Raw genomic sequence first — 17,517 nt, forward strand, 5'->3', positions numbered from 1 at the left:
TTTGCTAACCAAAGGGTACCGATCACGGGATGAACGGTACCTTTTTGTTTACACATAGTTTCCCTTCTGGTGTTATTACAAATCCTCTTCGGCATCATCCTTTACAGGCTCATCTCCAAGTTCAGCTTCCCGCTCAGCCTGTTTACGATGGGCAATCCGGCTGCTGGCGGATGCTGCAACAGCACCGACAATGTCATCCAGGAAAGTGTGGATATGCTGATCCGATTTATCATTCAGCCGCACGAGCACTCCAGGCTTCAATTTATCTACATATCCATAGTTCGTAAATCCAATGCTTCCATACACGTTCACGATGGAGAACGCCAGAATTTCATCGACACCGTACAGGCCTTCATCGTATCGAATCATATCCTGTAAAGGCTGAATCAGCTTGCCTTCTTCGGCGAGCAGGTCCAGCTGAATGCCGGTTAGGACCGCATTTTGTACCTCGCGTTTACTCAGCACCTGCTCCACGTTATGTATGCATTCTTCCATCGTTAGATCAGGGTAATAGTCCTTCTGCAGCAGCATGACCAGCTCTGCGATCTCAGGAATTTTCACGCCTCTTTTTTCGAGCCACTCCCAGGTGGCCTCCGCTACCTTTCTGCTGTTCAGACTGTAAGGGATTTTCTCCATTGGTATCTAACCGCTCCTCTTCATGTCAATTTGAGTAAGTTCTAAATTAACATAACCGATTTTGGACTTTTTGATTTCAATAGATCATGTTAAGGCATTTTTTCTATTAGAGCTCGTATACATAGTAGTACAAACTGTACAAAATTGTTAGGAGGACTTTTCACATGAGCCGTTTCCATCGCAAGGTTAAAATGATATCTGCAGCAGGGCTGCTTACCGTTCCTGTGCTGCTCGCCGGATGCAGTGCCCTCTCTTCTCAAACATCCGACAGTGTTGATGCTCCCCCGCCGATCCTTGAATCTGCCATGATTCAGGCTGCAGAAGGCAACGGAGAGATGGTTCAGACGGAGCAGATGACGGTATATCTGAAAGATCAGAATGGACTGCTCGCTCCGGTTTCAATGTCACTTCCGGCTCTCCCAGATCTTACTTTTGTGGAATCCTCACTTGCAGCACTTGTCTCAGGCGGTGCTTATTCGGGATACATGCCTGATGGCTTTACGGGTGTGCTGCCTCAGGGAACCGAAGTGATGGATGTGACGGTTACGCCGGAGGAGAAGCTGGCCGTTGTAGAATTTAATTCCAAGTTCACTGAATACATGCCAGAGGAAGAGCGTCAAATTATGGAGGCTGTGACCTGGACCCTTACCGGAAATCCGGATATTCAGAACGTACAGCTCTGGGTAGATGGCAAAAAACTGAATGAGATGCCCGTGAATGGAACACCGATGGCTCAATCGCTCACCCGGGGAATCGGTATCAATCTGGATCTGGGCAATCACTTGAGCACGAATTCCAGTCCGGTGACTGTGTATTTCTCTGATGAATCCCCTGCAGGAGAACAGTATTATGTTCCGGTCACAAGACTGGTTGAGCCGAGTCCGAATCGTGTGGAGTCCGCATTATCTGAGCTGATCAAAGGTCCTGACAGTGAAGGACTCGAGATGGTGCTGACCACGGCAACATTGCTGGAGTCAGTTGTCACTGGCGAGGATGGCACAGTCTCGGTAGCGCTGAAAGATGAAATGTTTGCAGAAGGTGACCCGATCCCGACAGAGCTGCTTCAATCGGTTGTCTTAACGGTGGCGGATAATTCAGGCAACGCTGATACGAAGGTGCAAATTACGTTTAATGATCAACAAACCGTGATAGGTATCGATGAACAGAACTATGGCGAGCCTGTGACGAAACCGGAATATATTAATGAGATTGGTATCTAAGGAATCGCATCTGTAAAGGGTGCTTTTACAAAAGCATTTTGGTAGAATGATAAGGACTAATACAGGACGCTTAAGACGTAGGAGGCAATATCATGAGATCTAACGGACGTACCAGCGAACAGCTGCGACCGATCACAATGACAGTGGGTACCAACAAATTTGCGGAAGGCTCCGTATTCATAGAAGTAGGAGATACCAAAGTCATATGTACAGCAACAGTAGACGAGAAGGTGCCCCATTTCATGAAAGGACAAGGCAAGGGCTGGGTAACAGCCGAGTACTCCATGCTTCCTAGAGCAACACAGACTCGGAATCAACGCGAGGCAGCTCGCGGTAAGCTAAGTGGACGCACGATGGAAATTCAGCGGCTCATTGGACGCGCATTAAGATCCGTCGTTGACCTGCATGCGCTTGGAGAGCGTACGATTACTTTGGACTGCGATGTCATTCAGGCAGATGGAGGAACCCGTACAACCTCGATTACCGGATCATTTGTCGCAATGGCGATTGCGTTGGACAAAATTGCACAGCAGCATCGGCTGCCCGTGTTTCCGATCACTGATTTTCTGGCTTCTGTCAGTGTTGGTGTTGTTCAGGACAAGGCACTGCTTGACCTGAACTATGAGGAAGATTCCAAAGCCAAAGTGGATATGAATATCGTGATGACCGGAAGCGGAGAATTCGTAGAGCTGCAAGGGACCGGGGAAGACAGACCCTTTAGCCGCAAAGAGCTGGATGAACTGCTCAGCCTTGGCGAGCACGGAATTCTTCAGATGATCGAGAAGCAGAAGGAAGTACTGGGACCGATTGCACTCAAGATCGGCTCCCGCAAGATTGGGGAGGCTTAATCGACAGCATGAACAATTTGGACAGCCCAGTCATTATCGTCGCTACCAAAAACAAAGGAAAAGTACGTGAGTTTGCCCACGCTTTTGCCCGGATTGGCAAAGAGGTCAAGAGCATGTACGATTATCCGGATGTACCTGATGTGGTGGAGGATGGCATGACTTTTGCCGAGAATGCATGGAAAAAAGCGAAAGCTGTAGGCGATGCTCTTGGCCTGCCTGTTCTCGCCGATGATTCCGGATTATGTGTGGATCTTCTGGATGGCGCTCCAGGTGTGTACTCGGCGCGGTATGCCGGCGAAGGCGCTGCCGACGCGGATAATAATGAGAAGCTGCTAAGCGAGCTTGAATCACGCAAGCTGGGAGAGGATACGGAGCAGCCGCTCCTTAGCCCTGCCCGGTTTGTCTGTTCACTCGTGCTGTATGATCCGGCAACGGGAGAGAAGCTGGAATCCTATGGTACAGTTGAAGGCTTCATCACTTCCGAAACCGCCGGATGCGGCGGGTTCGGCTATGATCCGCTCTTCTATCTTCCAAGCTATGAGAAGACCATGGCGGAGCTCAGTATGGACCAGAAGCAAGCCATCAGCCATCGCGGTGCAGCACTTCGGGACTTAATGACCAAGCTCGGCGGTTAATACCCGATTAAGATCTTCATATACTTCAAAGAGACCTGCTGTTGACAGCAGGTCTCTTTGTGCTTGCTTGGTGCTCCCAATTACCGAATAGACACTTTATAAGTCTTTAACCAGTTGTTTACTTGTGTCAGGTAAGCAAATAACTGAGGTCCGGACATCAGCTGACCAAACCAAGGATTATTGGAAGAAGCCTCTTTAGAGGCTGCAATTTCTTTGATTTTCTTGACATCCAGCAGAGGCAGCACCGGGGATGAGGGATCATCCAGCACATCCAGCAGTTGCTGCCGAACGCTCTCTAGATAAGCGGGATTATGCGTCTTTGGATAAGGACTTTTTTTGCGATAGAGCACGTCATCAGGCAGGATTCCTTCCAATGCCTTTCGTAGAATACCTTTTTCCCGATTACCTGTAATCTTAATCTCCCAAGGGATGTTAAATACATATTCCACAAGCCTGTGATCGCAATAAGGAACCCGGACCTCAAGTCCGACCCCCATACTCATCCGGTCCTTGCGGTCAAGCAGTGTGGGCATGAACCGGGTGATGTTAAGATAAGACATGACACGCATCTGCGCTGCTTTGCCGGTCTCTCCAGCGAGAAGAGGAGTCTCCGCCACCGCATCCGAATAGCGGTCATTCAAATATTCAAGCGGACGCGTCCATTCAGCAATATCCGGGGACAAGAGACTGGCTCTCATCTTCGGGGCGACCGCCCAAGGAAATGTACCTGAATTCAGCATTTCATCACGGTGAAACCAGGGATATCCGCCGAATACTTCGTCTGCGGCCTCTCCCGATATGGCAACGGTCGCCTTCTTTTTGATTTCCCGGCAAAATAAATAAAGCGACGAATCGACATCCGTCATCCCCGGCAAATCTCGGGCGAGCGTAGACGCGTTCAAGGCTTCCACAACCTCCGCCGTATCAAACTCCATAAAATGATGATTCGTCTTCAGCTCATCGACCATTCGCTGGATATAAGGAGCATCTGAATTGGGCTGGAAAGAGTGGGCTTTAAAATGCTTGTCGTTATCTACATAATCGACAGAGAACGTGTCAATATTTCCTTGCCCGTTTCTTTTGTAATACGCTACGGCCAAGGCAGACAAGGCGCTGGAATCCAGTCCCCCGGATAGTAATGAGCCTAATGGTACATCTGAAGCAAGCTGTCGTTCTAAGGTGTCAATGAGCAGACTTCTAACTTGTGCTGCCGTAGCATCCACATCGTCTTCATGGGGCTGGCTGACGAGCTTCCAGTAGGCGTAAGAACGGAATCCGTTTCTGTTAAATGTGGCTGCATGCCCGGCGCGAAGTTCCTTCATTGAGGAATATACACCGTGACCTGGTGTTCTTGCTGGTCCAATGATGAATACTTCAGCCAAGCCTTCAGGTCCGACAACCGCTTCGACCGCTGGATGCAGCAGCAGTGCCTTGGGTTCAGAGCCGAACACGAGCAGATCTCCCTGATCGCTGTAAAATAGAGGCTTTACTCCAAGCCGGTCTCTGGCCATGAATATATGTTCGCGTCCGCTATCCCATATGACAAAGGCAAATATTCCATTAAATCGTTCAACACATTCAGGCCCCCATTCTGCATAGCTGGCAAGCAGCACCTCGGTGTCACAATTGGTTTTGAAATGATGTCCACGGTTCTCCAGCTCTTTTTTGAGCTCAGGTGCATTGTACAGCTCTCCATTATAAACAACGGTATATTGCGTATCTCCCTGATTCATGATCATCGGCTGGGCCCCATTCTCCGGGTCCATGACGCTCAGTCTGCGATGACCGAAGGCACAAGGATTCGAGATCCAGGTTCCGCCGGCATCGGGTCCGCGATTTGACATGCTTTCCGTCATGCGGACAAGCAGTTCTGATTCTTGGGTAAGATCACGATTCCATTGTATAAATCCTGTTATACCGCACATGACTGTTCATCCTTTCTTTTACGTAACTTCTCAGAGGCTCATATAACAGCGTGTGGAGAGCGGTCATGCCTCATCCCCTTTTTTCTTCACGAGCAGTACTAGCAAATATATGCCGAAATTAGGCATAAAATGTCTGTCCACATCCGAAACTATAAGAGGCGAGCATATTAGTGTTGGGAGCGATGAATTTGACTAGAAGCCTGTATTTTGTTTCTGTTGGCGGACGTTCTGTTCTGAATGATCAGCAGGCAGCATCCTACGAATGGGTGATTGAGGCGACGCCAGAGCAAGCAGATTATTTGAGAGGGCTCCTTAGCTTGATGCAGGAAAAAGAAGAAGAGGCCTTCCCGGGCTATATCTTCCCTTGGCCGGACACCGAAGAGGCCTCTGTCAACTCGTTATATGAGCAAGCACTTCAGAACGTGTATAACGAAATTTATCAGCTGGGTACGCGAGAAACTCGCAGTCACTTAGCGCAATATGGGATTGTCCGTCACAGTGTTAACGGGAATGGATGAACGTAAGGCGATTAACCTAACATAAGAACAGGAGATGGGCTCATGTATGTGATTCAAAATGCCAAAATTACAAATACCACTGAATTAAATGGAGTACGTTGTGTGGAAGTAGCGGTGGAGCCGGCTCAGGCGGGAGATCCTTCATTGCTTGTATATGTAGCGCAGAATGCGTATGGAACAGGACTTGATCTGCACAGAGTCGTGCGTAATCATCATGATTTGGCTCTGGATTGGTACAATGATAATCAAAATGCAGCATTTGAGGATGCGACAGCAGTTGCGTTTGAGAACAGTCAGCTTGTAACGGCCGAGCAGGAGAAGGGACAGTTTCTCCAGTCCTTATTGAATTACGGGACATTGAACCAAGATATTTTAAGTAAATTGCAAAAATAAAACTTACACGAGGCTGCAAATGGAATGGATAACTCCAATTTCTTTGCAGTCTTTTTTTGTGATTAGAAAATACTCAGCACATTTATTACACATAATACTGATGTATCCCGGGGAGGTGAATATGATGGCTTCAAAGTACAAGGTAACGAAGAAATACCGTCACGGTTTGGCAAATGAATTTGCTAGTGAAGTACTTGCGAAGAATAAAAATCACCAGCGGCAACTGAACAGAGCACGTTTAGGAAGCAGCAACTAATCCGGGCTGCACACAGGCCTCCATTCTTTCAGTGATGAAAGGATGGAGGCTGTCTATTATAAAAATATGAGGAACAATACGGGATATTGCAGAGGAATACATATCATGAAATAGGCTTGAACATGATTTTATACCTATACAGCAGGGTAAACGCATTAAGGAAGGATACAGAGCAGCATTTTACGATTAATTACAGATTGAAGGTGAACCCCATATGAACGACATCGATATTCGAAGCAGAGAACAGGATCTGCACGATCTAACCCTCACGATAGAGGACGCTGTCAGGCGCGGCAGCATAGAAGAGATGCACGATGAATTTGAAGAGTGGGAAGCATATGACCTGGCCACGATCTATTTAGCACTAAATGAAGCTTACCGGCCTCGATTTATGGATGCACTCGATACGGAGCTATTAGCTGAGATGCTGAGCGAGCTTGAGCCCGTAGTAGAAATTGAAGCCTTATATATTCTGAGCAAGGATCGCGCAGCTCAGGTGCTGAATCGAATGGATAACGACGATTTGGCCGATTTGATGGGCGAAATGACAGATGAAGTTAGAGAGTACATGCTCTCGATCATGGAGGCTTCGGAGCGGGAGACCGTTAGGGAGCTAATGAATTATGGACCGGAGACAGCGGGCGGTATCATGACGAACCGTTATGTGTGGTTCTATGCCAAATATACGGTTCGCGAGGCAGTCGAAAAGGTGAAGCATTTTGCAGACCTGACCAATGATGTACAGGATCTGTATGTATTAAATGAAAACAAAGAAGTCATAGGGCTTACCACCTATAGAGATCTCGTGCTTGCTTCAGATACAGAGCTTATCGAGCATTTAATGAGAGAAAATGTGGTCAAGGTATCAGCGGATATGGACCAGGAGGCGGTTGCGCACTTATTCGAACAATATGATCTCGTGTCGATCCCAGTTGAGAATACAGCGGGCAAATTGATTGGAGTTGTCACGTTTGACGACGTGCTGGACGTCTTGAGGGAAGAAGCGAACGAGGATATCAACAAGCTGGCGGGTACCGACAAAACGATTGATTTTAACACACATTTCCTAACCGCGGCCAAAAGAAGACTTCCTTGGCTTATTATGCTGTTATTCCTCGGGCTGCTATCTGGAAGCATTATAAGTATATTTCAGGGGACGCTCAGTCAAGTGGTGGCTCTCACTTTCTTCATGCCGATGATCGCAGGAATGACCGGGAATACGGGAACACAATCGCTTGCGGTCGTCATTCGAGGGCTGACACCACAGAACAAAATGAACGGAGGAGCCATATTACGTCTACTATGGAGAGAGCTTAGAGTCGGATTTACCATTGGAGCCGTTTGTGGAATAAGCGTAGCGCTTGTTGCGGGAATTTGGCAGAGCAGCTTTGCTCTAGGTGCCGTTATCGGCTTCTCTCTGATTCTAACCATTGTGATTGGTACGATGGCCGGGACGATTATTCCTATTCTGCTGCATAAGCTGAAGATCGATCCGGCAGTAGCCTCCGGCCCTCTTATTACGACGCTGAATGATTTGTTCTCTTTAACGGTGTACTTTGGTACGGCGACGTTATTTATTTCATACCTGGTTTAGAGTTCAAGTAACTTGGCAGTAAGATAAAATGGATTCATATGAAGATAAAATGAAAACCAGCCGCTCGAGGCTGGTTTTTGAACTGTTATGCTAAGTTGTTGTTACGCTGCTTCTCTTAATGATTTGATACCTTGGTAGACGTTATAAATAAATGAACCGAAATAGATGACAAAAAACACAATGATGTATCCTATAATCGAGGCAGGATGGTCTGCGGTGAACAGAAAATAAAGCAATGGAATCGCTGCAACGAAAGGGAATACATGTGAGAATAATGCGCGTTTCGCATGTTTGGTTATGTAATCGTCCTTGGCTACAATCCATATGATTAAGGGAAACAGGAAGGGGGCAAAAAAGATACTGAAATAACTAAGGGAAGATAACAGCTGTCGCATGAAATAACGCTCCTTTTGAATTTTCCTAATATTTAAATCATATTACCCTTCATCGCATGTGATGATACATAAAAAATACTTTGACAAATACAGATTATACGATATAATAAATATCGCACTGTGAAAATAAGTACATATCTTGTCCCAGTAGCTCAGCAGGATAGAGCAACGGCCTTCTAAGCCGTCGGTCGGGGGTTCGAATCCCTCCTGGGACGTAAAAAAGAGAGACAACCGAAAGGGTGTCTCTTTTTTGCGTCTGCGGGGATGAGAACCCCAAATGGGGTTCGTCGGAGCATAGGCATCGATAGCAATCGCATCGCAGTCAGCCGTAAGGCTGTACCCCGACTGGGACGGTGAGAGACAACCGAAAGGGTGTCTCTTTTTTGCGTCCGCGGGGATGAGAACCCCAAATGGGGGTTCGTCGGAGCATAGGCATCGATAGCAATTGCATCGCAGTCAGCCGTAAGGCTGTACCCCGACTGGGACGGTGAGAGACAACCGAAAGGGTGTCTCTTTTTTTCGTCTGCGGGGATGAGAACCCCAAATGGGGTTCGTCGGAGCATAGGCATCGATAGCAATTGCATCGCAGTCAGCCGTAAGGCTGTACCCCGAGTGGGACGGTGAGAGACAACCGAAAGGGTGTCTCTTTTTTGCGTCCGCGGGGATGAGAACCCAAAATGGGGGTTCGTCGGAGCATAGGCATCGATAGCGTCCGTAACCTAACTAAATAAAAAACTTTACAATTTACGCTTGCTATCATCACATATATATGATACGATATATCTCGCGCTTGAATTTGTCCCAGTAGCTCAGCAGGATAGAGCAACGGCCTTCTAAGCCGTCGGTCGGGGGTTCGAATCCCTCCTGGGACGTAAAAAAAGAGAGACAACCGAAAGGGTGTCTCTTTTTTGCGTCCGTGGGGATGAGAAGCCCAAATGGGGTTCGTCGAAGCATAGGCATCGATAGCAATCGCATCGCAGTCAGCCGTAAGGCTGTACCCCGAGTGGGACGGTGAGAGACAACCGAAAGGGTGTCTCTTTTTTGCGTCCGTGGGGATAAGAAGCCCAAATGGGGTTCGTCGAAGCATAGGCATCGATAGCAATCGCATCGCAGTCAGCCGTAAGGCTATTTATCTGACGCAACATATCCCTGGTCTCAATGAAATAAGCTAGAACATGTTTTTTTTAGACCGGAATCGGTTATGTTAATATATTAGAGCTATACACGGATATGTAGTTTCTATATAATTCAACAAGTCGATTGGTTGTCGTTAAACCGGATAGAGAGGAGGCAGTCATAATGAGCGATACGAACTCCCAAACCAAAGAGAAAAATATTGTTCTCTTCCCGAAGACGCTGGATTACTATCAGATTCAGCTTACTGTAATGCTGGAGAATGAGCGCTATTCGGAAGCGATGCGTTTGCTTGAGTTCCTGCTTCAATGCGAAGGGCAGGAGAAACGGAATTATGAAGAATGGGAAGCTTTGCTGGACTGGCTGCGTGCAGCTTTCCCTCAATATATAGATCGTGATCAGAGAGAAGACGGACGAAATGACGAGGATTTGGAAGAGAGTGAAGAGGATTTTGCTCGTCAAAATGCCCGAAATAAAATGGCGGAAGATGGAGCATATGCAGATAAGCTGCTAAGAACGGTCATGGAAGAGCCGCTGAGCGAGCAGACGATGCTGGCACTGGATCAGCTTGCCTATATCGAAACCCCGGGTATTGATCATTCGCTGTGCGAGTGGCTTCAGCAGCGTAAGCTGCATCCGTTGCTTCAGTTTCGAGTGCTGCAGACCTTGCGAAAAAGAGGATCTCAGGCAACCGTATCTCTTACACGAGGATCGGAGAAAGTGGAGGTTGAGGTGGAATCTATTCCACTGAAGCCGGATGAATTTCCATTTCCAATTATTCGAGTGCTGGAACTGGTGGCAGATCAGACGGAAGTACATGAACCGACCTTATTTTATTTTGCTCAGGAATTGTGGTCTCAATATGTGATGGCTGTATATGGCACAAGCGACTACCGCTCTATGCTTGAAGGCGATGATTCGACACTCGATATATGGGCTGCGGCGCTCCATGCGGCAGTCGCTGAGAGTCTGGGCGGATCACTGGACGAAGAAGAGATTAGAAGGGTCTATGAAATCACGAGTGAAGTGAGATTTAGATTCGAGCAGGCATACCGATCTATTAAACGATTTGTATCCGGCGGACTGGATGTGAAATAGCCGAAAACTTCCTTTTGACGCCTGCAAGGGTTTACCCTTGAAATTGCATTTAATGTTGTTTATACTAAAATGGTTATTTTGTACGCGCTTGACATGGTTAACATGTGAAATTTGGAGGGGAAAGCATAAATGAAAGCAACATGGGAAAAAATAGAGAAGAACCTTGGGGTTCTTGAAGTTGAAGTAGAAGCAGATCGTGTAGCTGCTGCTCTCGACAAGGCTTTTAATAAAGTCGTTAAAAAGATAAATGTACCTGGATTCCGTAAAGGTAAAGTGCCTCGCTCGATCTTTGAAGCTCGTTTCGGCGTAGAGAGCCTGTATCAAGACGCAATTGATATCCTTCTTCCTGAAGTTTACACGGAAGCTGTTGATCAAACAGAAATCTTCCCTGTTGAACAACCAGAAGTGGACATCGATCAATTCGCTAAAGGTGAAGCTTTCAAATTTAAAGCGAAAGTTGTCGTTAAACCTGAAGCTAAACTTGGTGAGTACAAAGGACTTGAAGTTCCTAAGGCAAACACAGAAGTTTCCGAAGAAGAACTGAATGCTGAGCTTGAGCGTTTGCAACAACGTCATGCTGAGCTTGTAGTTATCGAAGAAGGTACAGCTGAGTCCGGCGATATCGCAGTAATCGACTATGAAGGTTCTGTTGATGGTGAGCTGTTCGACGGTGGACAAGCTGAGCGTTACTCCCTGGAACTGGGTTCTAACACATTCATCCCTGGCTTTGAAGAGCAAGTGATCGGTCTTGCTACTGGCGACAACAAGGATGTTGAAGTGACATTCCCTGAGGAATATCATGCAGCAGAACTGGCTGGCAAGAAAGCCATCTTCAAAGTGAAAGTGCATGAAATCAAACGCAAAGAGCTTCCAGCAATCGACGATGAGTTTGCTAAAGACGTAAGTGAATTCGATACTCTTGCTGAGTACAAAGAAGATCTTACGAAGCAGCTGTCTGAGCGCAAAGCAGAAGAAGCAAAAGCAAACCAAGAGAATGTTGTTGTTGAAAAAGCGGCTGCTAACGCAGAAGTTGAAATTCCACAAGGAATGATTAACAGCGAAGTTCGCAACATGATGCGTGACTTTGACAACCGTCTTCGTCAACAAGGCATGAACCTTGAAATGTTTATGAGCTTCTCTGGTCAAACGGAAGCAGATCTTCAAAACCAAATGAAAGGCGATGCTGAGAAGCGCGTTCGCAACAACCTGGTTCTTGAAGCAATTGGTAAGCAAGAGAACATTGAAGTATCCGATGAGGATGTTAACGAAGAGCTGAATAATATGGCGACTTCCTTCAGACGTACTCCAGAAGAGATTCGTCAAATTCTCGAAAGCAACGGTTCTTTCGACAGCCTTCGTGAAGAAGTTCTGCTTCGTAAAACGATTGACTTCCTTCTTGCAAACAGCGTAGAAGTTGACGCTCCAGCTGAGGAAGCTGCTGTAGAAGCAACTGAAGAATAAGATTACACATCCATCACGTTAGAAATATAACAGATAAGGCACGTAAAGTATTTTACTAAACGTGCCTTATTTCTTCTCATGAATATCCATTTTATAGTTAAATATATTATTAAATGGTAATCAGTGAGATGTCGTGATATTTTAACTGTACCTTCCATATACTTGAGTTATAGGTCTTAGCTCCATAGGATGGAAGTCCGATTTGCACATACATAAAAAAAATGGTTAAATATGATCAAGCTTTCTCTTTAGCAGTTACTTGGCTGAGGAAAGTAGTCATAAATGACATTGAACAGGGAACATGATAAAATTAAGACTGATATTTATTTAACCCTGATTAATGTGGCAGTAAGATTCTATTATGGAGAAGAGGTCGGAACATGAATCTCGTGCCTATGGTTGTTGAACAAACTAATCGCGGTGAACGTTCTTACGATATATATTCAAGACTATTGAAGGATCGTATTATCTTCCTCAGCGGTGCAATAGATGATGATGTGGCCAACAGCGTTATTGCTCAGCTCTTATTCTTGGCTGCAGAGGATCCGGAGAAGGACATCAGCTTATATATCAATTCACCAGGTGGTTCTGTTACTGCAGGGTTGGGTATATATGATACAATGCAATTTATTAAGCCAGACGTTTCAACCATCTGCGTAGGGATGGCTGCCAGCATGGGCTCACTACTGCTCACTGCGGGTGCACCTGGCAAGCGCTTTGCGCTGGAGAACAGTGAAGTTATGATACATCAGCCGCTTGGCGGGATCCAAGGTCAGGCATCCGATATTCAAATTCACGCCGACTGGATTATTAAAACGCGTCAGAAGCTTAATCAGATCTATGTGGAGCGTACGGGTCAACCCCTTGATAAAATCGAGCGTGATACGGACCGCGACTATTTTATGAGCGCGGAAGAAGCTTTAGAATACCGTATCATTGACCAAGTACTCACCAGACCGATTAATTCTTAAAGGGGTGGTTAGATGTTTAAATTTAACGATGAGAAAGGGCAGCTTAAATGTTCTTTCTGTGGTAAATCCCAGGAACAGGTTCGTAAGCTTGTCGCTGGACCAGGGGTATATATTTGTGATGAATGCATCGAGCTGTGTGCAGAGATTGTAGAGGAAGAACTCGGTCATGACGAAGAGATTGATCTGAAGGATATTCCAAAACCGATGCAGATTCGTGATATTTTGGATCAGTATGTTATCGGTCAGGAGCAAGCGAAGAAATCGCTGTCTGTTGCCGTTTATAATCATTACAAGCGCATTAATACACAGAGCAAGATTGACGATGTAGAAATGTCGAAGAGTAACATTCTGCTATTGGGACCAACGGGCTCTGGTAAAACGCTCTTGGCTCAAACTATGGCTAAGATTTTGAACGTTCCATTTGCGATTGCAGACGCTACCTCGCTCACAGAAGCAGGGTACGTAGGTGAAGACGTTGAGAATATTCTGCTCAAGCTCATTCAAGCTGCCGATTATGATGTAGAGAAGGCAGAGCGCGGCATTATTTATATCGATGAGATTGATAAAGTAGCACGTAAGTCGGAGAACCCTTCGATTACACGTGATGTATCCGGTGAAGGCGTACAGCAGGCCCTCCTCAAAATTCTAGAGGGTACGGTTGCTTCCGTTCCACCACAAGGCGGACGTAAGCATCCTCATCAGGAATTCATCCAAATCGATACGACAAATATTTTGTTCATCTGCGGCGGGGCCTTTGACGGACTCGAGCAAATGATCAAACGCCGTATCGGCAAAAAAGTGATTGGTTTCAACTCTTCTGCTGAGCAGAAGGATCTGAAGCCGGGTGAGTACCTCGGAATGGTTCTTCCAGAGGACTTGCTCAAGTTCGGTCTCATCCCAGAGTTTGTTGGACGTCTTCCAGTCATCTCTACATTGGAGCCGCTTGATGAAGCGACACTTGTTCGTATTTTGTCTGAGCCGAAGAATGCTCTGGTTAAGCAATATACGAAGATGCTGGAGCTCGATAACGTAACTCTCGAATTTGAGAAGGAAGCACTTGAAGCGATCGCTCGGGAAGCGATTAAGCGTAATACGGGTGCCCGTGGACTTCGTGCGATCATAGAGAGCCTGCTGCTTGATGTGATGTATGAAATTCCTTCTCGTGAGGATGTTACAAAGTGTGTAATTACGAAGCAGGTTGTTGAAGAGAAGACAGCACCTGAACTGCATGGTGATAAAGATAAGAAGCAAGAAGAGAGTGCCTAAATAAACAAGTCTTACTCCACTCGTAATGAGGTTTATTTATACTGGATTTTTCCAGGCCTCTTGCGGGTGGAGATTTGACGTTATGGGGAGAGAAAGGAATCATGTTTTTAAGACAAGATACACGTCCCGTAAAAGTCGGCAACATTACCATTGGCGGAAGCAATGAAGTCATTATTCAAAGTATGTGTACAACGAAAACGGCTGATGTGGATGCAACGGTAGCTGAGATTTTGCGGCTTGAAGAAGCGGGATGCCAAATCGTTCGTGTAACGGTCAATAATGATGAAGCAGCAGAAGCGATTAAGGAAATTAAGAAGAGAATTCATATTCCGCTCGTTGCGGATATTCATTTTAATTATAAATTAGCACTGAAAGCGATCGAGAATGGTATTGATAAAGTACGGATTAATCCTGGTAACATCGGCAGACGCGAAAAAGTAGAAGCCGTTGTAAAAGCATGTAAGGAAAAAGGAATCCCGATTCGTATTGGTGTTAATGCTGGCTCGCTTGAGAATCATTTGCTTGAGAAATACGGTTATCCTACAGCCGACGCGATGGTAGAAAGTGCCTTGTTCCATATTGGCATTCTGGAAGAGCTGGATTTCCATGATATTATCGTATCGCTCAAGGCATCTGATGTCCCAATGGCCATTGAGGCTTATACTAAGGCCGCACAGGTCATTCCATATCCATTACACCTTGGAATTACAGAAGCGGGTACGCTGTTCTCAGGTACAATTAAGAGCTCGGCAGGCATGGGCGCTCTGTTATCTATGGGAATCGGCTCTACCATGCGGATTTCACTCAGTGCAGATCCGGTTGAAGAGATTAAGGTTGCCCGTGAGCTGCTCAAAACCTTTGGTTTGATTACAAATGCTGCAACCCTGATTTCTTGTCCGACCTGCGGCCGTCTGGATATCGACTTGTTCTCCATTGCTAATGAAGTAGAGGATTATATTTCACAAATCAAAGTGCCGATCAAGGTATCGGTGCTGGGGTGTGCGGTTAATGGTCCTGGTGAAGCTAGGGAAGCAGATATTGGGATCGCAGGGGCGCGAGGCGAAGGTCTTCTGTTCCGTCATGGAGAGATGATCCGCAAAGTGCCTGAGGCTGAAATGGTTGAAGAGCTGAAGAAAGAAATCGACAAGATTGTAGAAGTGTATGAAGCAACCGGCGTTATTCCGGGACGCAAGCACTAATCTTTTTTTTCTAAAATAAGAATTTACTCATCACTGCTTCCTCGTATAGGAAGCAGTTTTCTTTTTGCCTACTTGAAGAAATGTCTTCTGTTCATGTTTGGTGTTCAAATCTATAAGAGAACTTCTATTTTCTACGTTTATGCCGGAGTGAAAAGGCTATACTACCATGTATCGAACTTTTTATGGTAAGAACGTAAAGAACAGGAGGGACACCTAATATGGGTACTGAGTTAACCATTATTGTCATGTTAATCAATTTGTTTTTCGGAGTCGTGATCGGGCTCTATTTCTGGAATATGCTGCGTGGACAAAGAAACAATAAAAGTGCAGTTGAACGTGAGTCTCGGAAGGAACTCGACAAGCTGAGAAAGCTTCGCTCCATATCGCTGACTAAACCGCTTGCCGAGAAGACCCGTCCAGCCAAGATGGAGGATATTGTCGGTCAGAAGGATGGGCTCCGTGCGATGAAGGCAGCACTGTGCAGTGCAAATCCACAGCATGTTATCGTTTATGGGCCTCCAGGGGTAGGTAAAACAGCGGCAGCGAGGGTCATTTTGGAGGAAGCCAAAAAAAATCCATCCTCTCCCTTCAAAGCAGATGCCAAATTTACGGAGATTGATGCGACAACTGCCAGGTTCGATGAGCGCGGCATTGCCGATCCACTGATTGGCTCTGTTCATGATCCGATATACCAAGGTGCAGGTGCAATGGGCGTTGCAGGTATTCCTCAGCCTAAACCAGGAGCTGTTACGAAGGCGCATGGCGGGATTTTATTTGTCGATGAAATTGGTGAGCTTCATACGATTCAGATGAACAAGCTGCTCAAAGTGTTAGAGGATCGTAAAGTTATTTTGGAAAGTGCGTACTATAACTCTGAAGATACGCATACTCCTGCTTATATCCACGATATTTTCCAAAACGGTCTGCCGGCTGATTTTCGTTTGGTAGGGGCAACGACCCGTTCACCTCACGAAATTCCTCCGGCTCTTCGTTCCCGGTGCATGGAGATCTTCTTCCGCGCACTGCTGCCCGAAGAGATTGGACAAATAGCAGAGGATGCGATCAGTAAAATTGGCTTTGCAGCCAATCCTGAAGCGGTGGAGGTCGTTAAAAGATATGCCACCAATGGTCGTGAAGCGGTGAATATCGTACAGCTCGCCGCAGGACTTGCTCTGACTGAGAATCGGGATGAACTCCGTGCTGCGGATCTCGAATGGGTCGCAAGCAGCAGTCAGATTCAGCCGAGACCAGACAGGAAGGTGCCAAGTGTTCCGCAAGTGGGCTTTGTCAATGGTCTTGCTGTATACGGACCTAACATGGGCGCGCTGCTTGAGATCGAAGTATCAGCGGTGCCTGTAATGAAGGGGAAAGGAACATATAACATCACGGGAGTTGTCGATGAGGAGGAGATTGGCGGCGGTTCAAGAACGCTCCGTCGGAAGAGCATGGCCAAAGGGTCTGTAGAAAATGTAATCACCGTACTCAGATCAATGGGGCTGGAGCCTTCTAACTACGATCTTCATATCAATTTTCCAGGAGGTACACCAATAGATGGTCCTTCCGCGGGAATTGCCATGGCAACGGCGATTGCTTCTGCAATTAAGGGGATTCCCGTCGATCATGAGCTGGCAATGACAGGTGAGATCAGCATTCATGGAAAAGTAAAGCCAATCGGCGGTGTGCTGGCTAAGGTAGAGGCTGCTTTTCAGGCTGGAGCTAAGACGGTTATTATTCCCGCAGACAACTGGCAGACCATTTTTGAAGGTTTGGATGGCTTGAAGGTTATTCCTGTTGAGTCCGTGGATGAAGTATTCGAGCATGTCTTCGGCAAAGAGCTGATGACAGACAATGAAGAGAAGGCTGCACCTGCTCCCGAGCTGTTTCCACAATCTTCGCCTTCAATACTGCATGCAGACTTAAATCGCGGCGGAACGATGAATAGTACAGAAAGCATGTAAAGACTTCTCC

Annotated in this window: 16 protein-coding genes and 2 tRNA genes; 15 read left to right on the forward strand and 3 right to left on the reverse strand. The window is 46.5% G+C overall.

What is annotated here, in order from left to right:
* Window positions 1-75 precede the first annotated feature (75 nt).
* Complete coding sequence (locus tag ACFSVM_RS21790; RefSeq protein ID WP_076315107.1) at window positions 76-636, reverse strand: phosphatidylglycerophosphatase A family protein; 561 nt, start codon at window positions 634-636, stop codon at window positions 76-78.
* Between the two features lie 164 nt (window positions 637-800).
* Here ACFSVM_RS21790 and ACFSVM_RS21795 point away from each other — a divergent pair, with 164 nt between their 5' ends.
* The 3 genes from ACFSVM_RS21795 to ACFSVM_RS21805 all read left to right on the forward strand — a co-directional run bounded on the left by ACFSVM_RS21795 (window position 801) and on the right by ACFSVM_RS21805 (window position 3,339).
* Window positions 801-1,856 (forward strand): GerMN domain-containing protein, encoded by a 1,056-nt coding sequence (locus ACFSVM_RS21795; protein ID WP_379264551.1) that lies wholly within the window; start codon window positions 801-803, stop codon window positions 1,854-1,856.
* Between the two features lie 92 nt (window positions 1,857-1,948).
* Entirely contained in the window at window positions 1,949-2,704 is a 756-nt protein-coding gene (rph, locus tag ACFSVM_RS21800) for a ribonuclease PH (protein WP_076315109.1), read from the forward strand.
* Window positions 2,705-2,712: 8 nt separating this feature from the next.
* A complete protein-coding gene (locus ACFSVM_RS21805) occupies window positions 2,713-3,339 on the forward strand; it encodes an XTP/dITP diphosphatase (RefSeq protein WP_379264553.1) in 627 nt (208 codons plus the stop codon).
* Between the two features lie 80 nt (window positions 3,340-3,419).
* Here the strand turns inward: ACFSVM_RS21805 and asnB are convergent, their stop codons facing one another.
* The gene (gene asnB, locus ACFSVM_RS21810; RefSeq protein WP_379264555.1) at window positions 3,420-5,264 is read right to left on the reverse strand and encodes an asparagine synthase (glutamine-hydrolyzing); all 1,845 of its coding nucleotides are present in this window, start codon (window positions 5,262-5,264) and stop codon (window positions 3,420-3,422) included.
* 188 nt (window positions 5,265-5,452) lie between these two features.
* Here asnB and ACFSVM_RS21815 point away from each other — a divergent pair, with 188 nt between their 5' ends.
* From ACFSVM_RS21815 to mgtE, 4 genes are all read left to right on the forward strand, one after another.
* Entirely contained in the window at window positions 5,453-5,782 is a 330-nt protein-coding gene (locus ACFSVM_RS21815) for a hypothetical protein (RefSeq protein ID WP_076315172.1), read from the forward strand.
* Between the two features lie 42 nt (window positions 5,783-5,824).
* Entirely contained in the window at window positions 5,825-6,175 is a 351-nt protein-coding gene (locus ACFSVM_RS21820) for a hypothetical protein (protein WP_076315112.1), read from the forward strand.
* 121 nt (window positions 6,176-6,296) lie between these two features.
* On the forward strand, window positions 6,297-6,431 hold the full coding sequence (locus ACFSVM_RS21825) for a hypothetical protein (protein ID WP_256209896.1): 135 nt from the start codon (window positions 6,297-6,299) through the stop codon (window positions 6,429-6,431).
* A 214-nt stretch (window positions 6,432-6,645) separates the two neighbouring features.
* The gene (mgtE, locus tag ACFSVM_RS21830) at window positions 6,646-8,025 is read left to right on the forward strand and encodes a magnesium transporter (protein ID WP_379264559.1); all 1,380 of its coding nucleotides are present in this window, start codon (window positions 6,646-6,648) and stop codon (window positions 8,023-8,025) included.
* A 101-nt stretch (window positions 8,026-8,126) separates the two neighbouring features.
* Here the strand turns inward: mgtE and ACFSVM_RS21835 are convergent, their stop codons facing one another.
* Window positions 8,127-8,420, reverse strand: coding sequence for a DUF4870 domain-containing protein (locus ACFSVM_RS21835; RefSeq protein WP_090726927.1), 294 nt, complete (start codon window positions 8,418-8,420; stop codon window positions 8,127-8,129).
* A 141-nt stretch (window positions 8,421-8,561) separates the two neighbouring features.
* Here ACFSVM_RS21835 and ACFSVM_RS21840 point away from each other — a divergent pair.
* From ACFSVM_RS21840 to lonB, 8 genes are all read left to right on the forward strand, one after another.
* Window positions 8,562-8,635, forward strand: a tRNA-Arg gene (locus tag ACFSVM_RS21840).
* Window positions 8,636-9,218: 583 nt separating this feature from the next.
* Window positions 9,219-9,292 (forward strand) — tRNA-Arg (locus ACFSVM_RS21845).
* A gap of 427 nt (window positions 9,293-9,719) precedes the next feature.
* A complete protein-coding gene (locus ACFSVM_RS21850) occupies window positions 9,720-10,652 on the forward strand; it encodes a hypothetical protein (protein ID WP_076315115.1) in 933 nt (310 codons plus the stop codon).
* Window positions 10,653-10,781: 129 nt separating this feature from the next.
* Window positions 10,782-12,113: a trigger factor gene (tig, locus tag ACFSVM_RS21855; protein ID WP_076315116.1), complete on the forward strand. Its 1,332-nt coding sequence runs from the start codon at window positions 10,782-10,784 to the stop codon at window positions 12,111-12,113.
* 380 nt (window positions 12,114-12,493) lie between these two features.
* On the forward strand, window positions 12,494-13,084 hold the full coding sequence (gene clpP / locus ACFSVM_RS21860; protein WP_047914315.1) for an ATP-dependent Clp endopeptidase proteolytic subunit ClpP: 591 nt from the start codon (window positions 12,494-12,496) through the stop codon (window positions 13,082-13,084).
* A gap of 12 nt (window positions 13,085-13,096) precedes the next feature.
* Entirely contained in the window at window positions 13,097-14,350 is a 1,254-nt protein-coding gene (gene clpX, locus ACFSVM_RS21865) for an ATP-dependent protease ATP-binding subunit ClpX (protein WP_047914314.1), read from the forward strand.
* Window positions 14,351-14,451: 101 nt separating this feature from the next.
* On the forward strand, window positions 14,452-15,549 hold the full coding sequence (ispG, locus tag ACFSVM_RS21870; RefSeq protein WP_076315118.1) for a flavodoxin-dependent (E)-4-hydroxy-3-methylbut-2-enyl-diphosphate synthase: 1,098 nt from the start codon (window positions 14,452-14,454) through the stop codon (window positions 15,547-15,549).
* 218 nt (window positions 15,550-15,767) lie between these two features.
* On the forward strand, window positions 15,768-17,507 hold the full coding sequence (gene lonB, locus ACFSVM_RS21875; RefSeq protein WP_090726929.1) for an ATP-dependent protease LonB: 1,740 nt from the start codon (window positions 15,768-15,770) through the stop codon (window positions 17,505-17,507).
* Window positions 17,508-17,517 lie beyond the last annotated feature (10 nt).

This window comes from Paenibacillus shunpengii (assembly GCF_042684905.1).
GTDB lineage: Bacteria > Bacillota > Bacilli > Paenibacillales > Paenibacillaceae > Paenibacillus > Paenibacillus shunpengii.

Coding starts and splice junctions, on each gene's coding strand:
- ACFSVM_RS21790 (WP_076315107.1), bottom strand. CDS start 636: ATGGAGAAAATCCCTTACAGTCTGAACAGCAGAAAGGTAGCGGAGGCC.
- ACFSVM_RS21850 (WP_076315115.1), top strand. CDS start 9,720: ATGAGCGATACGAACTCCCAAACCAAAGAGAAAAATATTGTTCTCTTC.
- tig (WP_076315116.1), top strand. CDS start 10,782: ATGAAAGCAACATGGGAAAAAATAGAGAAGAACCTTGGGGTTCTTGAA.
- ACFSVM_RS21835 (WP_090726927.1), bottom strand. CDS start 8,420: ATGCGACAGCTGTTATCTTCCCTTAGTTATTTCAGTATCTTTTTTGCC.
- ACFSVM_RS21805 (WP_379264553.1), top strand. CDS start 2,713: ATGAACAATTTGGACAGCCCAGTCATTATCGTCGCTACCAAAAACAAA.
- ACFSVM_RS21820 (WP_076315112.1), top strand. CDS start 5,825: ATGTATGTGATTCAAAATGCCAAAATTACAAATACCACTGAATTAAAT.
- clpP (WP_047914315.1), top strand. CDS start 12,494: ATGAATCTCGTGCCTATGGTTGTTGAACAAACTAATCGCGGTGAACGT.
- asnB (WP_379264555.1), bottom strand. CDS start 5,264: ATGTGCGGTATAACAGGATTTATACAATGGAATCGTGATCTTACCCAA.
- rph (WP_076315109.1), top strand. CDS start 1,949: ATGAGATCTAACGGACGTACCAGCGAACAGCTGCGACCGATCACAATG.
- lonB (WP_090726929.1), top strand. CDS start 15,768: ATGGGTACTGAGTTAACCATTATTGTCATGTTAATCAATTTGTTTTTC.
- ACFSVM_RS21795 (WP_379264551.1), top strand. CDS start 801: ATGAGCCGTTTCCATCGCAAGGTTAAAATGATATCTGCAGCAGGGCTG.
- mgtE (WP_379264559.1), top strand. CDS start 6,646: ATGAACGACATCGATATTCGAAGCAGAGAACAGGATCTGCACGATCTA.
- ACFSVM_RS21825 (WP_256209896.1), top strand. CDS start 6,297: ATGATGGCTTCAAAGTACAAGGTAACGAAGAAATACCGTCACGGTTTG.
- clpX (WP_047914314.1), top strand. CDS start 13,097: ATGTTTAAATTTAACGATGAGAAAGGGCAGCTTAAATGTTCTTTCTGT.
- ispG (WP_076315118.1), top strand. CDS start 14,452: ATGTTTTTAAGACAAGATACACGTCCCGTAAAAGTCGGCAACATTACC.